The sequence below is a fragment of the Lactobacillus amylolyticus DSM 11664 genome (assembly GCF_000178475.1).
Lineage (GTDB): Bacteria > Bacillota > Bacilli > Lactobacillales > Lactobacillaceae > Lactobacillus > Lactobacillus amylolyticus.
Genome location: NZ_ADNY01000046.1, coordinates 13,875 through 31,913 on the forward strand (window position 1 = coordinate 13,875; position 18,039 = coordinate 31,913).

Sequence of the window (18,039 nt, forward strand, 5' to 3'; positions counted from 1 at the left end):
AAGATGTAAAGATGAAGGGTGTTTCTAAGGACGGCACAGGTTCAACAAGTACAACTGAAGCTGGTACATTTGGTTTAATCAGTTTTGCTGACGTAGATTCTGATAACCAAAAGAACGATGTAGTTACCTTTAATGGTGTGACTGCTGATGCTTCGGGCCGTCCAGTAATTTCCGGTGCCAAAAACATTATTGCTGCTGGTTTAAGTCAAAAGTTGGGCGAATATTATGCTCTTAACTTTGAAGGTACTAACGTCATCACTGACGCTGGTGCAACTTCATATCCATCAGGCAGACAAGACAGTGGTAACGCTGTAGAAGCAGGTTACATTAACTTCTTGAATGGTACTGACACTACTATTAACATGACTCAAACTAGTGATGGTACTCAAAACTACACTGAAGCTGCACAACCAGTTTTACCAACAAATTCAAACGATGATCAAAATGATTAAAACAAGCAAAATGATAATGACAATACCGAAACTGTAGCCCCTCACGCAGCATCTGCTAAAGCTGGCAAGAGCGCAGCAGGATTTCAGCAGGATTGCTCGGACTTGCAAGTGACAGAAAACGTAATTAAAATAATTAGTAAGTTTTCAAAATTCCTATATTTTTAGCTCAAAACGGCGCGATGTAAATCGCGCTATTTTTTTGTGCCTAAAATAAAAAAAATATTTATCCTTAATCTAGCAATAATGTAAGCGCTTGTAGTATAATAAAAAATGTAGGTATTGGAAAGATATTATTTTTTAATGAGAGGACAAATTATGACTAGAAAAGTATTGCTTGTTGGTGACGGTGCCGTTGGTTCAACTTTTGCTAACGACTTATTGCAAAACTGTGATGTTAAAGAATTGATTATCTGCGATGTTGCTAAACAACGTCCAGTAGGTGACTCAATGGACCTTGAAGACATTACGCCATTCATGGGTCAAACTGACATCCACCCAGGTGAATACAGCGATGCTAAAGATGCAGATGTTTGTGTTATCACCGCCGGTGTTCCAAGAAAGCCAGGCGAGACTCGTCTTGACCTTGTTGCCAAAAACGTCAAGATCTTGAAGAGTATCGTTAAGCCAGTTGTTGACTCAGGCTTCCATGGCATCTTCGTTGTTTCCGCTAACCCAGTTGATATCTTGACTACTTTGACGCAGAAATTGTCAGGCTTCCCTAAGAACAAGGTTATCGGCACCGGTTCCTCACTTGATTCAATGAGATTGAGAGTTGAATTGGCTAAGAAGGTTGGCGTTCCTGTTGCAAAAGTAAACTCAATGGTTCTTGGTGAACACGGCGACACTTCTTTTGAAAACTTTGACGAATCAACTATTAATGGCAAGCCACTTAAGTCATATGATGAACTTAGCGATGATGTATTGGCACAAGTTGAAACCGACATTCGCAAGAAGGGCGGCAAGATCATTGCCAACAAAGGTGCAACCTTCTATGGTGTTGCAATGATGCTTACTCAAATTGTGTCAGCTATCCTGGATAACCGTTCAATTGTTTTGCCACTTTCAGCGCCTGTAAAAGGCAAGTATGGCATTAACCATGAACTTTACTTAGGTACTCCAGCAGCAATTGACGGCTCCGGCATTAGCTACGTCATCGAGACGGAATTGTCAGATGATGAAAAGAAGAAGATGCTTAACTCAGCTGACAAGATGCAAGAAGTTTTAAACACTGTTGATTTGGACTAAGGTAAATGAGATTTGTTACAACTGATCATGTAGCTTTGCATTATAGTGATACAGGCGAAAAGGACAAGAAGGTCATTTTAGGGATTCCCGGCATTGGCGGAACGAGCCAGTTCTGGCATAAAATGATCTCGCTCTTTAATCCCATATATAGGATAATTTTGCTTGATCCGCGCAACCAGGGGCAATCAGAGCGGACAGACAAGGGTCAACGCATTGCGCGGCACGCCGCAGATGTTGAAGAATTGTTGGCATCTTTGAACCTGCATGATGTCATTGGCATCGGCAATTCAATGGGTGCGGCCAACTTGTGGTCCTATTTGGATCTTTACGGCAAAGGCAGACTTTGCGCGATGGTTGATCTGGATCAATCGCCTAAGATGATTGCCGATACTGATTGGCAGTATGGGTTTAGAGATCTGTCATGGATGAATTATCCCGACTATCTGAAGCGGCCTTTTGGCAAAGCCTTCTATGCTCATATTGCTGACGAAATGTTTGAGGCGGCAAAAGAAGAGCAAGAGGTTTTCCCTTATGATGCAAGAGACAATTATAAATGCCTAATTGATCATGCTGAACAGGATTGGCGCGATATTTTGAAAGAAATGCCTGTACCGATGCTGGTTTTGGCAGGGAAGAATTCACCATTCTTTGACTATCACTTCACGGACGCCGTTAAGGAGATTAATCCGGACATTGAAACTAAAGTCATTGATAACTGTGGCCACTTGATTCAGGCGGAACAGCCGGAAGCAATGCATGACGCGGTGATGCGTTTCCTGCATAAGAAGAAATTGGTTTAAAAATCAAAGTACAAAAAAGCTCACTAGAAATTCATCTAGTGGGCTTTTTGTATAGCTATAGTTTAATGATGTTAATGATTAATTTTTACGATTGCGCGTACCTGCCAATCCAATCAGACCAGCAAGTGATACAAATGCCAAACCGATCCGTGCAAGCTTGTTTTGTTTAGCGCCGGTTTGTGGCAATTCTTCAGCCTTGGTGGAAGAATTATTGCTGTTTGCTGAAGTATTGGTGATATTAGAAGAAATATTCTTTTCATTATTGTGCTTGCTGCTTAAGACAATTGTCGTTGCTTTAGATCTAGTTGTTGTAGTTGTTGCAGCAGTCTTAGTAAACTTAGTTTGCTTTGCATTTTCAGATTCACCATGAGGAGCAACGTCTTGATCATTTGAAGCAGCTGGAGCTGAAGTCTGCGGTGTAGGTACCTGTGATGGCTGACTTGGCTGTTGTTGTGAAGGTTGTGGTGGAGTAGATGGCTGATCATCAGGTTCATTTGTAGGTTGACTAGTTGGATTTGAACCTTGATCAGTTGGCTTATTTGGTGCAGCTGCCTTCTTCTTGAAAATAACCGTTACAACCTGATCTGCAGAAGATGGATCAACGCTAATGGCTTTGACTTGCTTCGTACCGTCGGCAAGCGTTGTTAATTCATCGGTTTCATCGCTGAGAAGAGCTGAAATTAAATCATAGCCATCTTCACTAGCGATGGTTTGAGCGGCAAAGCTGCCTGATTCAGGCGTCCAAGTGTGGTCACCAGTTGAACCGGCAGGTATAGTGCCATTGAAGGTCAATTCAGCGCTCGTAGATTGGCGACTCACTTCGTTAGTTGGATTACCGTTTTCATCTTCAAAAACGTAGTTGATGGTTTCAGTGACTTTCTTAGTAGTAGTTTCAGGCTCAGTTGGTTCACTGGATTTTTGCTTAAAGTAAACTACTAATTCCATTGGAGCCGTATCTGAACTTGCTTTGGTTTGATCAAGCTTGCCATATGCGTAGCTGGGAAGCTTATCAATGTCTTCATCCTTGTCTGGTGAAAGGGCAGTTTCACTGCCATCTTTGTTAACAGAAACAAACTTGTCCAGGTCGTACTTGCCGAGCAATGAACTCAAATAAGTATCAGCATCAGTACTGAATTTGATGTCGGTACCAGTTGGCTGTTGGAAGTAGAAGTCATTTACTGGCGTAATTTCCGTAATGTTGTTTGGATCAGTGTCATCCTTGAAGGTCAGGTGTGCAGTGACCAGGTAGCTAACTTGACCGTCGTTTAAAGCAGTGCCGCTGTTGTAGTACAAAACGCCAATGCCAGCCCCCCAGCTAAGCGCGCCGCTGGCAACTTCTTGATTGGTTTCATTGTTAACAACTGAATCATAAGCGATGCCCGTGTTTTGCAATGAATCCCAAAGAGTTTTGTTGTCAGTAACCGCACTATAGCCAGGTTGACCGTATGGGCCATAATTGCCACCAGTTGCAGCTAGCTGCCCAATCTTCATTTGCATTAGTAATGTCCTGGCAGAGTGAAGCCATCATGACTGACAACTAAGAAGGTCAGGCCGCCTTTGAGCAAAACGTTGTGGTTTGGAATGACGATGTAGTAGCTTGCCAAGTATGAAGGAGTATCAGGACGGTTAGGATCAGTCCAGTTATCGTTGATTGTACGAGTAACTTGAACGTTGCCTGGATCTGGCTTATCGCCGGTTTGTGTTTTAGTAAATGCATAAACACCGCTGACGCCGTTAACGCTGTTGGTTACCACTTGGTTTTGTGGAGCCACGACTTGATTTTTAATTGCGTTGATAAGATCTTGTTCTGAAGTCCAGCCATAGTTCCAATAGTGGTTGTTTGGAACTTTGATGGTAACAATGAAGTCATAGCCAGTCTTGTCTAATTGGGCGGTTAAGAATTCACTGTTGAACCAGTTGAGCAGTTAAGTCGCTGCTGTAGGTTGAATCACCAATTTTTACATCATTTGGAATAGTTGTCGTGAGGTCTTGACCGTCTTCGTCTTTATCTGAAGTAGCTTGGTAGACGAGGGCAGAGTTAGCACCTGCCTTATCAGTTGCATTGGCCCATTGCAAGTCGAGGTTGACGTTAACGGGAGTACCGAAGTCATGCAAATTACTGTTAAAGGTAATGCGATAGCCACTTGAACCGTTTTGGGTAATTTTACCGATATTTTTATTTTGGTAAGTCAGATCGACATCGTTAGACAAGATAGGATCAAGACTCTTGTATTGAGTTTGACCTAAGTTGACATTCAAGTCTTCATGGCTGGAAGCATCATTGGTCTTATCTGTGTCGGAAGCAGAAACATTATTGACTTGGTATGTGTCGGAAGTCAATTCTTTGGCTTCTGTGCTGCTTGCTTCTTCAGATTGAACAGCTGGTTGATTTTGCTGATCAGTGGTTTGGCCATTTGATTGGTCATCTGCTGATTGAGCAGCAGATTGGTCAACTGCTTGACTTTGAGAAGAACCTGCTTGTTCAGATTGATCATCCTGCTGCTGTTGTTGATTTTGTTCAGTCTCTGTTGTTTGGGCAGATGAATTGTCGCCATCAGTAGCGGCTTGAACAGTGCTGCTGCCAGCATGAGGACCATTTTCGTATTGGTAAGTTACCTTTTTGGTAACGGTTGCGGTTTGATCTGCTACACTTTCAGTCTTGTGTACGAAGTGAACAACGAAGTTTTGATCTACTGATGGATCAGAATCATAGTTCCCAAAGTTAGGATTTGAAGCATCTGTACTAATTTCAGTACCTTCATGAGCTGCGTCAGCAGTTTGCGTACCACTAGTGATGTCAACAAATTGGTATTTGCTGCTGTCGATATTTCCATAAGCAGTATTAAAGTTGCTGAAGCTAATTGGGGTGGTATCTACGCCAGTAGCATCAAGGGTAGGGGTGTCATCGATGAACTTCTTATCAGTATCATCTTAGAAACGTACGTGAGCAGCTTCAGTTTGGTTTTGGCCGCCACCATTACCAGTAACAGCACCAGTCCAAGATTCAGTATCGTCTAAAGTAATACCAGTTCCATTCAAAGTTTGTGATGTGTGAGTAGTAATAGTGGTTCCATCACCTGGAGCCTTATTTGGATCATTCATTACCGTATCAACTTGAATGAAGTAAGCATGACTTGCGTAATCTGTATTGCCATCGATATTAAACAAGCCATCACTTGATTGATCGACAGCGAAGCCATTTGGTTTGCCGTTTTCATCATAGGTAACATGAGCAAGCAAATAATTCTTGAAAGCAGTGTCTGGTGTACCAGCAGTAATCTTGTTATAATAAGTTGCTTGTTGGGTAGGATCACTTGGATCGATATATTGATCATCTTCATTATGACGATCGCCACTGTCATCAACAGCCATATCAGAAGGGACTTCATAAATCTTAATTGATGAAGGAATCATCGTTTGATCGCCGCTGAAAACTGTATTAAAGACAGCATCCATCAAAGGATTCAAAGTAGTAGCACCTTGTTGTGAGCCATAGTTAAAGTAAATGCCCCATTGGTTTACAGCTTGATCACTAGTAAGGCCATATGTATTTGCATCATCAGAAGTGATGTTGCCATAGCCTCCTTCAGCACCAACAGTGGTTGACCCTATCCTGAAACCCTTAAGGATTTCACCTTTTTACCTTATCTTTATATGGAGTCAATTCAGTAGTGAATGCAGTGTAGGTTTGATCACCGACTTGAACTTCAAAGGGGTGAGCTTGCAGGTATCCAAGTAGCTACGATTGAACTGTCAGTAGTATTTAAGTGCCAGTGTCCAGTACTATCACCAGAAAGATCACTTTCACCTGTTGTAGTGTTAAGCTTGTATGCCTTGTTTGAACCAGCGTCAGGGAAGTTGATAGTGATGCTGTTATTTTCATCAACTTGAGGATTGTCAATTTGAATAGTGACGTTATTGTTGTCTTGACCAGCCATCATAGTAGTATTGGCAGGATCACTAGTAACTTGGCCGTTTTCATCAATTGCATTTGAGGAAACGATAACAGTTTGCTGATTTTCGCTCTTGCTTTATTTTAAAGTAGAAGCATCAGCGTTGCCATCAATGATCGATCCGGTAGAAACTGTTTGTGAATCGGGGTTGTCATCATCACTAGAATTTGATTCAGTAGAGCTTGTTTGCTGAATCTTCTGTCTTAGCAGTTTCTTGAGTAGAACTGTTTGATTGTTCTGAACCAGTTTGACTTTGGCTTTCTTCATCACTAGTAGAAGAAGTAGTTGAAGCATTATCGCTTGAACTTGATTCGCTATTAAAATTAGTAGAAGCAGATGAATCTTGACTTTGGTTCTCTACAACCGCAGTTTTACTGCTTTGATCAGTATTTTCATCGGCGTGAACTAATTGGCCATTAGTCAAATAGAAAGTAGTACCTAAAGTAACGGCTACAAGACCGATGCTTAATTTACGTAAGCTAAATTTTGTTTACCATTTTAATCTTGCGTTAAAAATTACATCATTTTTATGTTTCATAATTTGATCCTTCTTTGTGTTATGTTTCTTGTTAATCTCACTCTCATCTGATTGACAATTTAAGAATAACACAAATAAATAACTTTTAAAGCAAAAACGTATGAAAATATTTAGCTTGTAAATATATTATTTAATTTCAAAATGCAAAATGCTAAAGATGCTTGATAAATAGACTCTATGGAGAGTAAACACTAGGCAATAACAATAAGCAAATGTTATTTTAAAATCTATATGTAGCCGTATTAAATAACATCGCTTATCACTTGAAAACAAAATAAATATTTTTATCTTAATATGGTAGAATTGTAAAAGCTAACTAATTAGATAGAAGTTGATTCAGAGGCATTATGAACGAAGAAAAGGAAAGAGAAAAAGTAAGCAAACGAAAGTTATCACATCACCATCACATGCGAGTTCGCTGGGAAGAATTTTTCAAAAGTGATGACGACACCTTGGCTCGTGACGCAACCTTAGTTGAAAAAGGCTCACTGGTTGGCCGGGTTGGTATCATGATGCTGGGATGCGGTACTGGTGCCTGGCGTGTCCGCGATTCGATGGATACCATTGCACGAACGCTCGGAATTACCTGTTCGGCCGATATTGGTTTGGTCTCAATTGAGTACACCTGCTTTGATGTGGATAATCAATCATATTCACAAACCTTGTCCTTGCCGGCAACTGGCGTGAACATGACCAAGCTAAACCAAATGGAAAAATTCGTCCGGCAGTTCAGAGCCGGTCACGGTCACTGGACTCTTGGGCAAATCAAAACCCGTTTGAATGAAATTAACCAATATAAGAGTACCTATCCAACCTGGATTTTAGGTCTAGCTGCCGGTTTAGCCTGTGGCGGCTTCATCTTTTTACTAGGTGGAGGATTGCCTGAAGTGATCTGTGCTTTTTGCGGCGCGGGGATGGGCAACTATGTCAGAAGCGAGATGGGTAAGCGAAAAATTACGCTCGTTGCCAAAATTGCCGTTGGCGTTGCCATTGCCTGCCTCTTTTACTGGATTGCATTCTCGCTTTTGCGACTTTTCTTCCATATTAATTACGATCATGCATATGGCTATATTGGTTCAATGCTCTTCGTTATTCCTGGTTTCCCATTTATTACGTCAGGACTGGACATGTCAAAACTGGACATGAGGTCTGGCCTTGAGCGAATGACCTATGCCGTCTTGATAATTTTGATTGCGACCATGGCCGGATGGGGGATGGCGATGATCTTGCAGCTTAAGCCAGGAAACATGCCAGATCTTAACTTGAGTATTCCTGTTTTAACCGGTCTGCGACTAATCGCCAGCATGTGCGGAGTCTTCGGCTTCTCAATTATGTTTAATTCCAAATCGTCAATGGCACTGACCGCTGCATTTATCGGAGCTATCGCTAATACCACTAGATTAACCCTTGTCGATTACGCACATTTTCCAGCAGCCCTAGCTGCCTTCATCGGTGCGCTAATTGCAGGACTCTTAGCCAGCATCGTTAGAAATAAGGTTGGTTTCCCACGAATTGCCTTAACCGTTCCTTCAATCGTTATTATGGTTCCAGGACTTTACATGTATCGGGGAATCTTCAATTTTGGGATCACCAATATCAATATCGGTGCCTTCTGGCTTGTTGAAGCATTGATGATCGCTGCTGCTTTGCCACTAGGCCTTCTTGGAGCACGTATTTTAACGGACAAGAAATGGCGCCATGTAGACCTGTAAGTTGCTAATAAGCTACTCGAAAGAGTCCGAGATAACGAAGAAAAAAAGAGATTGGAAATCAATTCCAACCTCTTTTTCTTTCTATTAAATTTGTCTTATTTAACGAATGCTGTTCGCATTACTAATACAACTGCGACCATGGCAACTGCAAAGCCGGCCAAACCTAATAAAATATTCATTCTAATCATTTTCTCCTATGTTTTCTAAACGCTTTATTCTTTCAGATCGGTTACTTTAGCATGGCAAAAAGCTGCTAAATCCTTAGGATTAAGCCAAACGCTGCGGCCAACTTCACCACTGGAAACAGCCACTTCTTCTTCGTCATTCATGGAATCATCTAAAAAGATTGGCAGGTGATGGTTGAAGTAGATGCCGATTGGGGTATTGGCGCCATGAACGTAGCCGGTTGTTTTTTGCAATTTCTTTAGTGGCAGCATTTCGCACTTCTTATTGCCAGAAATCTTAGCCAATTTTTTCATTGATAAGTGTTCAGTCACTGGAACAACGCCGACCAATGGACCAGTTTTATTTCCTTCACATACCAGAGTCTTGTAGACTAGATGTTCTTTGTCTTTTAAAATAGATGTGTCCATTTGAGCAACGCCGCCGCTATCTTCATGAGTGGCGAATGAAGCTTGACTATATTTAATTTTATTTTGGTCTAAAATCTTTTCGACCAAAGTCTTTTCAAGTTTATCTTTTTTCTTTTTCTTTGACATGATCTTTCCTCCGAAAATTATGATAGCATTGACAAGAAAAATTCTAAAGGAGCAAGTACTATTAATGAAGCTATTAGTTATTAAAATTGAAACCAGTCACGAAGTAGAAGATGCATTAACTATTTATGCCCAAGATAATTTAAATGCCTTAGGAACAGAAGCCAGAAAACGCAGTGATTTTGAACAAGCAGGCTGGCTGCATGATTCAACCGTCGTTGAGATGGACGACATCAAGGATTTGCCTAAGGATATGCAATTTATGGCTTACTTTGATGAAGAAGCAGATAAGGATGCTTTAGTGAAAAAGTTCAACGATAAATTGCAGGAATTGAAAGGATACGGCCTGAATATCGGGGATGGCAAGATCTCAACCAGCTATATTGCTGATCAAGACTGGAATACAGCTTGGCAAAAGTACTACCACGTTATTGATTTTTCACGTCACCTGGCAATTGTACCTGAATGGGAAGACTACAAGCCTGCTTTTAAAGATCAGCAACTGATCAAGCTGGATCCAGGTTTGGCTTTTGGTACAGGCAATCACAAGACGACTCAACTTGCCATGATGGGACTTGAGCGGGCAATGATCAAGCCTATGAGCGTGGTTGATGTCGGTACTGGTTCCGGTATTTTGGCAATTGCTGCTTCCAAACTTGGTGCCACTGACGTTATGGCTACTGATATTTCAGATGAATCAATGACTGCCGCTAAGCAAAACTTTGCTTTGAATGATTTAAACAATATTCGCGTTCAAAAGACCAGCTTACTTGCCAACGTTGACGGCAAATTTGATATCATTGTTGCCAATATTTTGGCTGAAATTTTGCTTGATCTGATTCCGCAAATGGATGCGCACTTGAATCAAGGCGGCCAAATCATCTTTTCTGGAATTGATTATTTGCAATTGCCTAAGATTAAAAAGGCACTGGATGACAACAACCTCAAGATTGATCTTACGATGCGTCAAGAAAGATGGATTGGGCTTTCTATTACTAGAAAAGATCAATAATCGTGCTAGAATATACTAAATTAAACTTTTGTGAGAGGAAAAATCTCTAATGCAAAAAATCTGGTCCAAGTTTCAAACAATACCGCTGATTAAGCGCCTTAATAACTATCCATTTATGCCAGTCATTTGGTGGTCCTTATTAGTAGCAATCGTGCCTTATATTTTGAGTTTATTAAAAATTCCGATTGTGCTGCGTGAGGGAATTGTTTTTTTAATCATTAACAGCGTCATCTGTTACTTCCTGGGGAAGCTGATTAAGAAAAGATCCTTGTCGCGTTGGTGGCTGCTTTGCTTACCGATTGTTTTTGATTTAGCCATGATTCCCAGATTTGCCAAATATAATTACGTTTTTGGCGTGATTTATTTGATTTTTGAGGTTTTTGGTTTAATTAGTGACCGAATCTATCGTTAGAAGGGAATGAAGATCGATGTCAAAATACGTTGAAATGACTCATGATCAGGTAATTGATGCCTGCAAAAAATATATGAACGATGAGCAAATTGCTTTTGTCGAAAAAGCTTACGAATTTGCCAATAAAGCTCATGCTGGTCAAAAGCGAGCTTCAGGCCAACCGTATATCATGCACCCAACGCAAGTTGCTGGTACTTTGGCAGCATTGGGCCTTGATCCGGATACGATTGCCGCAGGATTTTTGCATGATACTGTCGAAGACACTCCCGTAACTAACGATGACATTAAAAAAGAGTTTGGCGAAGATGTTGCCTTTATCGTTGATGGAGTAACCAAGCTGAACAAGTATCAATACAAGTCTCACCAAGAATTTTTAGCTGAAAATCACCGGAAGATGCTGATTGCTATGGCTAAGGATTTGCGGGTCATCATGGTCAAATTAGCCGATCGACTTCACAATATGCATACTTTGCAGCATTTGCGTCCTGATAAGCAACGCCGGATTGCCTCAGAAACGATGGATATTTATGCACCACTTGCTGACCGTCTTGGTATCGGAACGATCAAGTGGGAATTGGAAGATATGTCCTTCCACTATTTGAATCCGGAAGCCTATTACCGAATCGTTAACTTAGTGGCTGTTAAGCGGAGCGAACGGGAAAAGTATATTTCTGATGCGATCTCAGTTTTGAAAAAGACGCTGGACAACTTAGGCATCAAGTACGAAATTTATGGTCGACCAAAGCATATTTACTCTATCTATAAGAAGATGGTCAATAAGCATAAGGATTTTGATGAAATCTACGATTTATTGGCAGTTAGAGTAATCGTTAAAACAGTACGTGATTGTTATGCCGTTTTAGGGGCAGTTCATACGGAATGGAAGCCAATGCCAGGACGGTTTAAGGATTATATTGCCGTTCCAAAGGTCAATGGTTACCAATCTTTGCACACGACTATTATTGGGCCTGGCGGGCGGCCACTTGAGATTCAGATCAGAACTCAACAAATGCATGAAGTTGCTGAATACGGTGTTGCGGCTCACTGGGCATACAAACGCGGCAACTTTAGTGGTGTTCAAGAAACGTCCTCTGGCGATAAGCTTGACATGTTTCGCGAAATTTTGGAATTAAAAGACGAAACCAAAGATGCCGATGAATTCATGAAGAGCGTGAAGAGCGATATTTTCTCTGATCGCGTTTATGTTTTCACACCAAAAGGAGAAGTATATGAATTGCCTAAAGGTTCAGTTACTTTGGACTTTGCTTATGCAATTCACACCCAAGTTGGTAGTCATGCGGTCGGTGCTAAAGTAAACAACAAGCTGGTGCCGCTAGATTATAAGCTTAAAAATGGTGACGTGATTGACATTATGACGCAATCCAACGCGACTCCTTCACGCGACTGGGTTGATATGGTTAAAACTTCACGTGCTCGCAACAAGATTCGTCGCTACTTCAGATCACAGGATCGTGAAAACAGCATTGAACATGGTAAGCAGGAAGTTGCTGATTTATTGCGAGAAAATGGTTTGAATGCCAAAGAATTCATGGATAAAGAGCATATTGAGAAGATTCTCGATCACTTTAACTACCATGATGCTGACGAGCTTTTTGCTGCAATTGGCTTTGGCGATCAGTCAGCAATGGGCGTTTACAACCGTTTGACCGAAGACATCAGACGAAAAGACCAACAAGAAAAGCAGAAGAAGCGGGAAGAGGCCATTCTTAACGCGGGTCAGCAATCAGTTGATAATACGCAAAAGGCGAAAAAGAAGAACGGCAACTCTTCAGTCATGAAAATCAAGCACAAGAATGGCGTCATGATTCAAGGCGTCAGCGATTTGATGCTTCATTTGGCTAAATGCTGCAACCCTGTTCCTGGGGATAAAATTATCGGTTATGTTACTAAAGGCCGCGGAGTAACTATTCACAGAAGCGACTGCCGGAACATAACCAAAGAGGCTCAGCAGCAAGGACGGTTAATCGACGTTGAATGGGAGAATGTTGAAGAAAATTCTGCTCAAGCATTTAATGCCAATATTGAAGTCTTTGGCTACAATCGCGGCAACTTGCTAAGCGATGTCGTTAACAAATTGAATTCATTGACTAAGAACATCAACAATATTTCTGGTAAGGTCAATGATGAAAATATCGCTCATATTTATGTCACCGTTTCTGTTTCCAACAGTGAACAATTGAATGATATTTTAAGCAAACTGCGTGATATTCCAGATGTATATGAAACAAAGAGGTCAGATAATTAGATGCGTGTTGTAATCCAAAGAGTCAATCATGCTCAAGTTGATATAACCGGCAAGACAGTTGGCAAAATTCAAAAAGGTTTTCTTTTATTAGTTGGCTTAAGAAACGGTGATGAATTGCCCGTTGTCAAAAAAGCCGCTGACAAAATTGCCAAAATGAGAATTTTTGAGGATGAGAATGGCAAAACCAACTTATCTTTGAAAGATGTTGGCGGAGAAATCTTGAGCGTCAGCCAGTTTACTTTGTTAGCTAATACCAAAAAGGGCAATCGTCCAAGCTTTGTTGATGCAATGCGTCCGCCAAAGTCTAAGGAATTGTGGGAAGATTTTAACAAAGAACTAGAAAATGATGGCTTTCATGTTGAAACCGGCGAATTTGGAGCAGACATGCAAGTTAGTTTAGAAAATGATGGTCCTTTTACCATTGTTCTTGATCTTTAATAATTGACGAATAAAAATCAGTTCATTAATTTGAACTGATTTTTTATTTTTCGGTAAAATCCCGTTTTTTACGAATATATAAGTGGGGAGAAAATTCCTTACATTGATAAGAAAGTTGAACCATATGCAAGAACAAAAATGGTTTGGGCTTACCGAGGATAAGGTATTTGGCTGGGTGATGTAAAACAAAGCGTTTTGCAAATATCTTCTGCAGATTATTTTGCCAGAGATAAAGATTGAAAGTATTGACTGGCTTGAGAAGCAGAAAGAACTTAATGACTATCATCGCAAGCAAAAAGGCGTTAGGTTGGATATTTTAGTTAAAGACGAGGATCAGCGACTATATGATGTTGAGATGCAGATTGCGAATAATCATGACATTGGCTCGAGAATGCGATACTAAAAATTGAATAGTGAATACAGTTTAGGCAAAGGAAAGACTTATCATGATTTGAAAGAAGCATACATCATTTTCTTATGTCCTTTTGATCCTGAAGGAGATGGCCTTTTAAAATATTTGGCCCATACTTATTTGAACCAAAATCGGGCAAAAAGGTTGAACGACGGAGCGCAAAAAGTTATTATTAATTCAAAAAGTTCATTTAAAGGGGTTAGTCCAGATTTGCAAGGACTAGCTAGGTTAATGAACGATGAGCTGGTAAAGCTAAATCGTCATTTTGATTATGCTCAAAATAAAATCAAAGAAATAAATCGAGATCCGGAAAAGAGGTCGATTATTATGGAATACGAGACAAAGATGCTCGAACGCGAACGGGATGCAGAAGAAGCTGGTATGAAGCGTGGTATGCAGCGAGACATTGAACGTGGCATGTAGCAAGGTATTGAACAAGGTATGGGCAAGGGCTTAAATCAAGGCCTTACCCAGGGCACAGTCGAAGCAATCAAAAATGACATAAAAAGCTACCGTAAGTTTGGTATTTCAGATGAGCAAATTTTAGAAGAATTGATTACCAACTTTGCCGACCAGATTCCTGTCGAAAAATTAAAACGATTGATGAAAGATTAAACTAAATCGCTTACATTGATTGACTTTAAGACCTAAAAACAATAAACTAAAAAGGAATTATCGATGACAAAGATTGAGGATTAGCATGATCTATTTAAGAGACTGTTCGTATTGGTGCGAGAACAGATAGATCTTAATCTGTGACCCTTTTAGCAGATAATGGTTCGTTTCGCGAGCGTTAACCGCAGCAAGCAAAAGGTGGTACCGTGCTAATCTGAAGCGCCCATGATTAAATTCAAGGACGCTTTTTATTTTTTGTCAAATATAAAAAAGGATGATTAAATGAGAGTTCAAAGACCAAAAGGTACAGTCGATATTTTGCCTGGCACCTCGGATTCATGGGAAAAGGTAGAACAGACTGCAAGCAACTTCTTCAAACGCGCAAATTATCGAGAAATTAGAACTCCAATGTTCGAAAACTATGAAGTATTTGCACGTTCAAGTGGTGAAAGTTCTGATATTGTTGAAAAGGAAATGTACGATTTCGACGACAAGGGTGGACGTCATATTGCCCTTCGTCCTGAAGGTACAGCTGGCGTGGTTCGTGCTTATGTTGAAAATAAGCTTTATGGACCGGAAATCGTTAAGCCATTTAATGTTTTCTACATTGATCCAACTTTTAGATATGAGAGACCACAAGCTGGTCGTCAACGTGAATTCCATCAAATTGGTGTTGAAAGCTTTGGTTCAAGCAGTCCACTTGCTGATGTTGAGACAATTATGATGGGTCATGATTTGTTAGCTGAATTAGGTGTTAAAAATTACGAATTACATATCAATTCTTTAGGTAATGCAGCTGTTCGTAAAGCATACCATGACGCCCTGGTTGACTACTTCACACCACTAAAAGATCAACTTTCTGAAGATTCACAAAGACGTTTAAGCATGAATCCACTTAGAATTTTGGACTCAAAGGCTGAAGAAGATCAAAAATTCTTGCCAGATGCACCGAAAATTCGTGAATTTCTCGATGATGATGCCAAGAAGAATTTTGAAACTATCACTAATACGCTTACCCAATTAGGAATTGACTATGTAATCGATGATGATCTGGTTCGCGGACTTGATTACTACACTGGCGTTATTTTCGAATTTATGGTTGCTGACAAGAAATTATGGGAATCAGCAACTACCATTCTCGGTGGTGGACGCTATGATCACCTTGTTGAAGAATTCGGCGGTCCTGCAACTCCTGCTGTTGGTTTTGGTATCGGTGAAGAAAGACTGATGCTTGTTTTGAAAGAACAAAATCCTGCTTTGTTTGAGGATAATGGCATTGATTTCTTTATTACCAATATTGGTGAAGGTACTGAAATGAAAACGGTCGAAATTGCACGCTTACTTAGAAAGCAAGGCTTCAAGACTCAATATGATGTAGATCAAAAGAAATTGAAGCAACAATTTAGAAAAGCCAATCGTGTTCATGCCAAATACGTTATTACCTTAGGTGCTAAGGAGCTTGAAAATGGTACCTTAAACATCAAACGTTTGGCTGACGGAAAGACGATTGATCTTAGTCTTGATGATTTAAATGATATGCAAACTGTAATGGAAAAATTGAAGGACTAAAAAATGGAACATATGGACAAAAGAACAGATTATTGTGGCAATATTACGACCAAATATGAAGGCCAAGAAGTAACTTTGTATGGTTGGGTACAACGCGTACGTAACCTTGGGAATTTGGTATTTATTGACTTGCGTGACCGTGAAGGCATCGTGCAAATCGTTGTTAACAAGGATTCCGGTAAGGAATTGATGGATATTGCTGACAGCTTGGGCAATGAATATTGTATTGAAGTTAAGGGCAAAGTTGTAAAGCGTTCTGACGTCAACCCTGATATGAAGACCGGTGAAGTTGAAGTTTACGCAACTGAAATCGATATTTTGAACAAATCAAAGGTTCCACCATTTGAAATCAAAGATGATATCAATGCTGCCGAACAAACTCGTTTGAAGTACCGTTATCTTGATCTTCGTCGTCCAACTTTGCAAAGAGCAATTATTTTGCGTGCCAAGATTTTGAAGGCGGTTCATGAATTCTTTGACGAGAATGGCTTCATCGACATTGAAACCCCAATCTTGGGTAAGTCATCCCCAGAAGGTGCTCGTGACTACTTGGTACCTTCAAGAATTTACCCAGGTTCTTTCTACGCTTTGCCACAATCACCACAATTGTTCAAACAACTTTTGATGGGTGCCGGCTTCGACAAGTATTACCAGCTTGCACGTTGTTTTCGTGACGAAGACTTGCGTGGTGACCGTCAACCAGAATTTACGCAAATTGATATGGAAACCTCCTTTCTTGATGAAAAGGGTGTTGAAGACTATACTGAAGGCCTTTTGAAGAAAGTAATGAAGGATGTTATGGGTATCGACCTTAAGACTCCTATTAAGAGAATTACTTGGACTGAATCAATGAACAAATATGGTTGCGACAAGCCAGATACTCGTTACGAAATGTTCATCCACGATTTGAGTCCAATCTTTAAGGATTCAGACTTCAAAGTCTTCTCTGGTGCAATTGCTGATGGCGGCTATGTAAAGGGTCTTGCCGTTAAGAATGGTGCTAAGGCATATTCACGTAAGAAGATTGATGAAAAAGCTGACTACATCAAGCGTTACCACGCAAAAGGTCTTGCTTGGGTTAAATATGAAGATGGTGAATTTTCAGGTCCTGTAGCTCGTTTCTTGACTGATGAAAACAAAGAAGCTTTGAAGAAAGAATTCGGTCTTGAAGGCGGAGAATTGGTTGTCTTTGTTGCTGACAAGTGGAAGGTATGTTGTGATGCCTTGAACCACTTACGTCGCGAATTTGCTCATGAAACTGACATTATTCCTAAAGGCGTGTTTGACTTTGTTTGGGTTGTTGACTGGCCATTGTTTGAATACGATGAAGGTCTTGGCCGCTGGATCGCAGCTCACCACCCATTCACTATGCCAGATGATGAAGGAATTAAATTATTAGATACTGACCCACACAAGGCCCACGCTCGTTCATACGATATTGTTATGAATGGTGACGAAATGGGTGGTGGATCAATCCGTATTCACAAGCGTTCAATCCAAGAAAAGATGTTTAAGGCTTTGGGCTTCACTAAGAGGAGAGCTTACGAACAATTTGGCTACTTGATGGATGCTTTGGACATGGGCTTCCCACCTCACGCAGGTTTGGCTATTGGTTTGGATCGTTTCGCTATGATGCTTGCTCAAAAGGACAACATTCGTGACGTTACCGCATTCCCTAAGAATGCATCAGCATCAGAACCAATGATGCACGCTCCAGCTCCTGTTACTGATCAACAGCTTGAGGACATCGGTATTCAAGTTGATCCATCATTTGAAAAGAGCGTTAAGGAAACTGAAGCTCGTCTTGAAAAGATGGCTCAAGAAGACGCTGATCAAAATTCTACTTGGGATGAAGATTAGTTTTAACCTTAAAAGAATGCAAAGAAACAGCTTAAAATG

Annotated in this window: 20 protein-coding genes and 1 pseudogene; 13 read left to right on the top strand and 8 right to left on the bottom strand. The window is 40.6% G+C overall.

Going from position 1 to position 18,039, the window contains the following annotated elements; genetic code table 11:
- The first annotated feature begins 11 nt into the window (after window positions 1-11).
- The 3 genes from HMPREF0493_RS05490 to HMPREF0493_RS05500 all read left to right on the top strand — a co-directional run bounded on the left by HMPREF0493_RS05490 (window position 12) and on the right by HMPREF0493_RS05500 (window position 2,497).
- Window positions 12-452 carry a hypothetical protein gene (locus tag HMPREF0493_RS05490; protein ID WP_006352330.1) on the top strand — a complete coding sequence of 147 codons (441 nt, stop codon included), beginning with the start codon at window positions 12-14 and terminating at the stop codon, window positions 450-452.
- A gap of 315 nt (window positions 453-767) precedes the next feature.
- Window positions 768-1,697: an L-lactate dehydrogenase gene (locus tag HMPREF0493_RS05495; protein WP_040457293.1), complete on the top strand. Its 930-nt coding sequence runs from the start codon at window positions 768-770 to the stop codon at window positions 1,695-1,697.
- Between the two features lie 5 nt (window positions 1,698-1,702).
- On the top strand, window positions 1,703-2,497 hold the full coding sequence (locus HMPREF0493_RS05500; RefSeq protein ID WP_006352332.1) for an alpha/beta fold hydrolase: 795 nt from the start codon (window positions 1,703-1,705) through the stop codon (window positions 2,495-2,497).
- 78 nt (window positions 2,498-2,575) lie between these two features.
- Here the strand turns inward: HMPREF0493_RS05500 and HMPREF0493_RS05505 are convergent, their stop codons facing one another.
- The 7 genes and pseudogenes from HMPREF0493_RS05505 to HMPREF0493_RS05535 form a co-directional block, all read right to left on the bottom strand.
- Window positions 2,576-3,994: an LPXTG cell wall anchor domain-containing protein gene (locus HMPREF0493_RS05505; protein WP_006352333.1), complete on the bottom strand. Its 1,419-nt coding sequence runs from the start codon at window positions 3,992-3,994 to the stop codon at window positions 2,576-2,578.
- Window positions 3,994-4,269 carry a hypothetical protein gene (locus HMPREF0493_RS05510; protein WP_006352334.1) on the bottom strand — a complete coding sequence of 92 codons (276 nt, stop codon included), beginning with the start codon at window positions 4,267-4,269 and terminating at the stop codon, window positions 3,994-3,996. The genes HMPREF0493_RS05505 and HMPREF0493_RS05510 overlap by 1 nt, the downstream gene beginning before the upstream one ends.
- Before the next feature lie 130 nt (window positions 4,270-4,399).
- Window positions 4,400-4,837, bottom strand: a complete 438-nt coding sequence (locus tag HMPREF0493_RS05515) for a hypothetical protein (protein ID WP_006352335.1) — start codon at window positions 4,835-4,837, stop codon at window positions 4,400-4,402.
- A complete protein-coding gene (locus HMPREF0493_RS05520) occupies window positions 4,834-5,085 on the bottom strand; it encodes a hypothetical protein (protein WP_040457295.1) in 252 nt (83 codons plus the stop codon). The genes HMPREF0493_RS05515 and HMPREF0493_RS05520 overlap by 4 nt, the downstream gene beginning before the upstream one ends.
- Before the next feature lie 343 nt (window positions 5,086-5,428).
- A complete protein-coding gene (locus tag HMPREF0493_RS08110; RefSeq protein ID WP_050776642.1) occupies window positions 5,429-5,965 on the bottom strand; it encodes a hypothetical protein in 537 nt (178 codons plus the stop codon).
- 239 nt (window positions 5,966-6,204) lie between these two features.
- Entirely contained in the window at window positions 6,205-6,438 is a 234-nt protein-coding gene (locus tag HMPREF0493_RS05530) for a hypothetical protein (protein WP_006352338.1), read from the bottom strand.
- A gap of 184 nt (window positions 6,439-6,622) precedes the next feature.
- Window positions 6,623-6,931: pseudogene (locus HMPREF0493_RS05535) on the bottom strand (hypothetical protein); the annotation flags it as partial.
- Window positions 6,932-7,335: 404 nt separating this feature from the next.
- On the opposite strand from HMPREF0493_RS05535, the gene HMPREF0493_RS05540 reads away from it, so the two are divergent.
- Complete coding sequence (locus HMPREF0493_RS05540; protein ID WP_006352341.1) at window positions 7,336-8,700, top strand: threonine/serine exporter family protein; 1,365 nt, start codon at window positions 7,336-7,338, stop codon at window positions 8,698-8,700.
- A 212-nt stretch (window positions 8,701-8,912) separates the two neighbouring features.
- Here the strand turns inward: HMPREF0493_RS05540 and HMPREF0493_RS05545 are convergent, their stop codons facing one another.
- Window positions 8,913-9,419 carry an aminoacyl-tRNA deacylase gene (locus tag HMPREF0493_RS05545; protein WP_006352342.1) on the bottom strand — a complete coding sequence of 169 codons (507 nt, stop codon included), beginning with the start codon at window positions 9,417-9,419 and terminating at the stop codon, window positions 8,913-8,915.
- Window positions 9,420-9,483: 64 nt separating this feature from the next.
- Between HMPREF0493_RS05545 and prmA the strand changes: the two genes are divergently transcribed.
- The 9 genes from prmA to aspS all read left to right on the top strand — a co-directional run bounded on the left by prmA (window position 9,484) and on the right by aspS (window position 18,000).
- Complete coding sequence (gene prmA, locus HMPREF0493_RS05550) at window positions 9,484-10,428, top strand: 50S ribosomal protein L11 methyltransferase (RefSeq protein WP_040457296.1); 945 nt, start codon at window positions 9,484-9,486, stop codon at window positions 10,426-10,428.
- A gap of 49 nt (window positions 10,429-10,477) precedes the next feature.
- On the top strand, window positions 10,478-10,840 hold the full coding sequence (locus HMPREF0493_RS05555; protein ID WP_006352344.1) for a hypothetical protein: 363 nt from the start codon (window positions 10,478-10,480) through the stop codon (window positions 10,838-10,840).
- 16 nt (window positions 10,841-10,856) lie between these two features.
- A complete protein-coding gene (locus tag HMPREF0493_RS05560; RefSeq protein ID WP_006352345.1) occupies window positions 10,857-13,106 on the top strand; it encodes a RelA/SpoT family protein in 2,250 nt (749 codons plus the stop codon).
- A complete protein-coding gene (gene dtd, locus HMPREF0493_RS05565) occupies window positions 13,107-13,544 on the top strand; it encodes a D-aminoacyl-tRNA deacylase (protein ID WP_006352346.1) in 438 nt (145 codons plus the stop codon). It abuts the gene before it with no gap.
- 214 nt (window positions 13,545-13,758) lie between these two features.
- Window positions 13,759-13,947, top strand: a complete 189-nt coding sequence (locus HMPREF0493_RS08770; protein WP_316244699.1) for a PD-(D/E)XK nuclease family transposase — start codon at window positions 13,759-13,761, stop codon at window positions 13,945-13,947.
- A 3-nt stretch (window positions 13,948-13,950) separates the two neighbouring features.
- Entirely contained in the window at window positions 13,951-14,379 is a 429-nt protein-coding gene (locus tag HMPREF0493_RS08625) for a hypothetical protein (RefSeq protein WP_006352348.1), read from the top strand.
- Between the two features lie 18 nt (window positions 14,380-14,397).
- On the top strand, window positions 14,398-14,571 hold the full coding sequence (locus tag HMPREF0493_RS08630) for a hypothetical protein (protein ID WP_006352349.1): 174 nt from the start codon (window positions 14,398-14,400) through the stop codon (window positions 14,569-14,571).
- Between the two features lie 282 nt (window positions 14,572-14,853).
- Entirely contained in the window at window positions 14,854-16,140 is a 1,287-nt protein-coding gene (hisS, locus tag HMPREF0493_RS05575; RefSeq protein WP_006352350.1) for a histidine--tRNA ligase, read from the top strand.
- Between the two features lie 3 nt (window positions 16,141-16,143).
- Window positions 16,144-18,000: an aspartate--tRNA ligase gene (gene aspS / locus HMPREF0493_RS05580; RefSeq protein WP_006352351.1), complete on the top strand. Its 1,857-nt coding sequence runs from the start codon at window positions 16,144-16,146 to the stop codon at window positions 17,998-18,000.
- The last annotated feature ends 39 nt before the right edge of the window (window positions 18,001-18,039 follow it).

Coding starts and splice junctions, on each gene's coding strand:
- HMPREF0493_RS05490 (WP_006352330.1), top strand. CDS start 12: ATGAAGGGTGTTTCTAAGGACGGCACAGGTTCAACAAGTACAACTGAA.
- HMPREF0493_RS05495 (WP_040457293.1), top strand. CDS start 768: ATGACTAGAAAAGTATTGCTTGTTGGTGACGGTGCCGTTGGTTCAACT.
- HMPREF0493_RS05500 (WP_006352332.1), top strand. CDS start 1,703: ATGAGATTTGTTACAACTGATCATGTAGCTTTGCATTATAGTGATACA.
- HMPREF0493_RS05505 (WP_006352333.1), bottom strand. CDS start 3,994: ATGCAAATGAAGATTGGGCAGCTAGCTGCAACTGGTGGCAATTATGGC.
- HMPREF0493_RS05520 (WP_040457295.1), bottom strand. CDS start 5,085: ATGCTGGCAGCAGCACTGTTCAAGCCGCTACTGATGGCGACAATTCAT.
- HMPREF0493_RS05530 (WP_006352338.1), bottom strand. CDS start 6,438: ATGATGGCTGGTCAAGACAACAATAACGTCACTATTCAAATTGACAAT.
- HMPREF0493_RS05540 (WP_006352341.1), top strand. CDS start 7,336: ATGAACGAAGAAAAGGAAAGAGAAAAAGTAAGCAAACGAAAGTTATCA.
- HMPREF0493_RS05545 (WP_006352342.1), bottom strand. CDS start 9,419: ATGTCAAAGAAAAAGAAAAAAGATAAACTTGAAAAGACTTTGGTCGAA.
- prmA (WP_040457296.1), top strand. CDS start 9,484: ATGAAGCTATTAGTTATTAAAATTGAAACCAGTCACGAAGTAGAAGAT.
- HMPREF0493_RS05555 (WP_006352344.1), top strand. CDS start 10,478: ATGCAAAAAATCTGGTCCAAGTTTCAAACAATACCGCTGATTAAGCGC.
- HMPREF0493_RS05560 (WP_006352345.1), top strand. CDS start 10,857: ATGTCAAAATACGTTGAAATGACTCATGATCAGGTAATTGATGCCTGC.
- dtd (WP_006352346.1), top strand. CDS start 13,107: ATGCGTGTTGTAATCCAAAGAGTCAATCATGCTCAAGTTGATATAACC.
- HMPREF0493_RS08630 (WP_006352349.1), top strand. CDS start 14,398: ATGGGCAAGGGCTTAAATCAAGGCCTTACCCAGGGCACAGTCGAAGCA.
- hisS (WP_006352350.1), top strand. CDS start 14,854: ATGAGAGTTCAAAGACCAAAAGGTACAGTCGATATTTTGCCTGGCACC.
- aspS (WP_006352351.1), top strand. CDS start 16,144: ATGGAACATATGGACAAAAGAACAGATTATTGTGGCAATATTACGACC.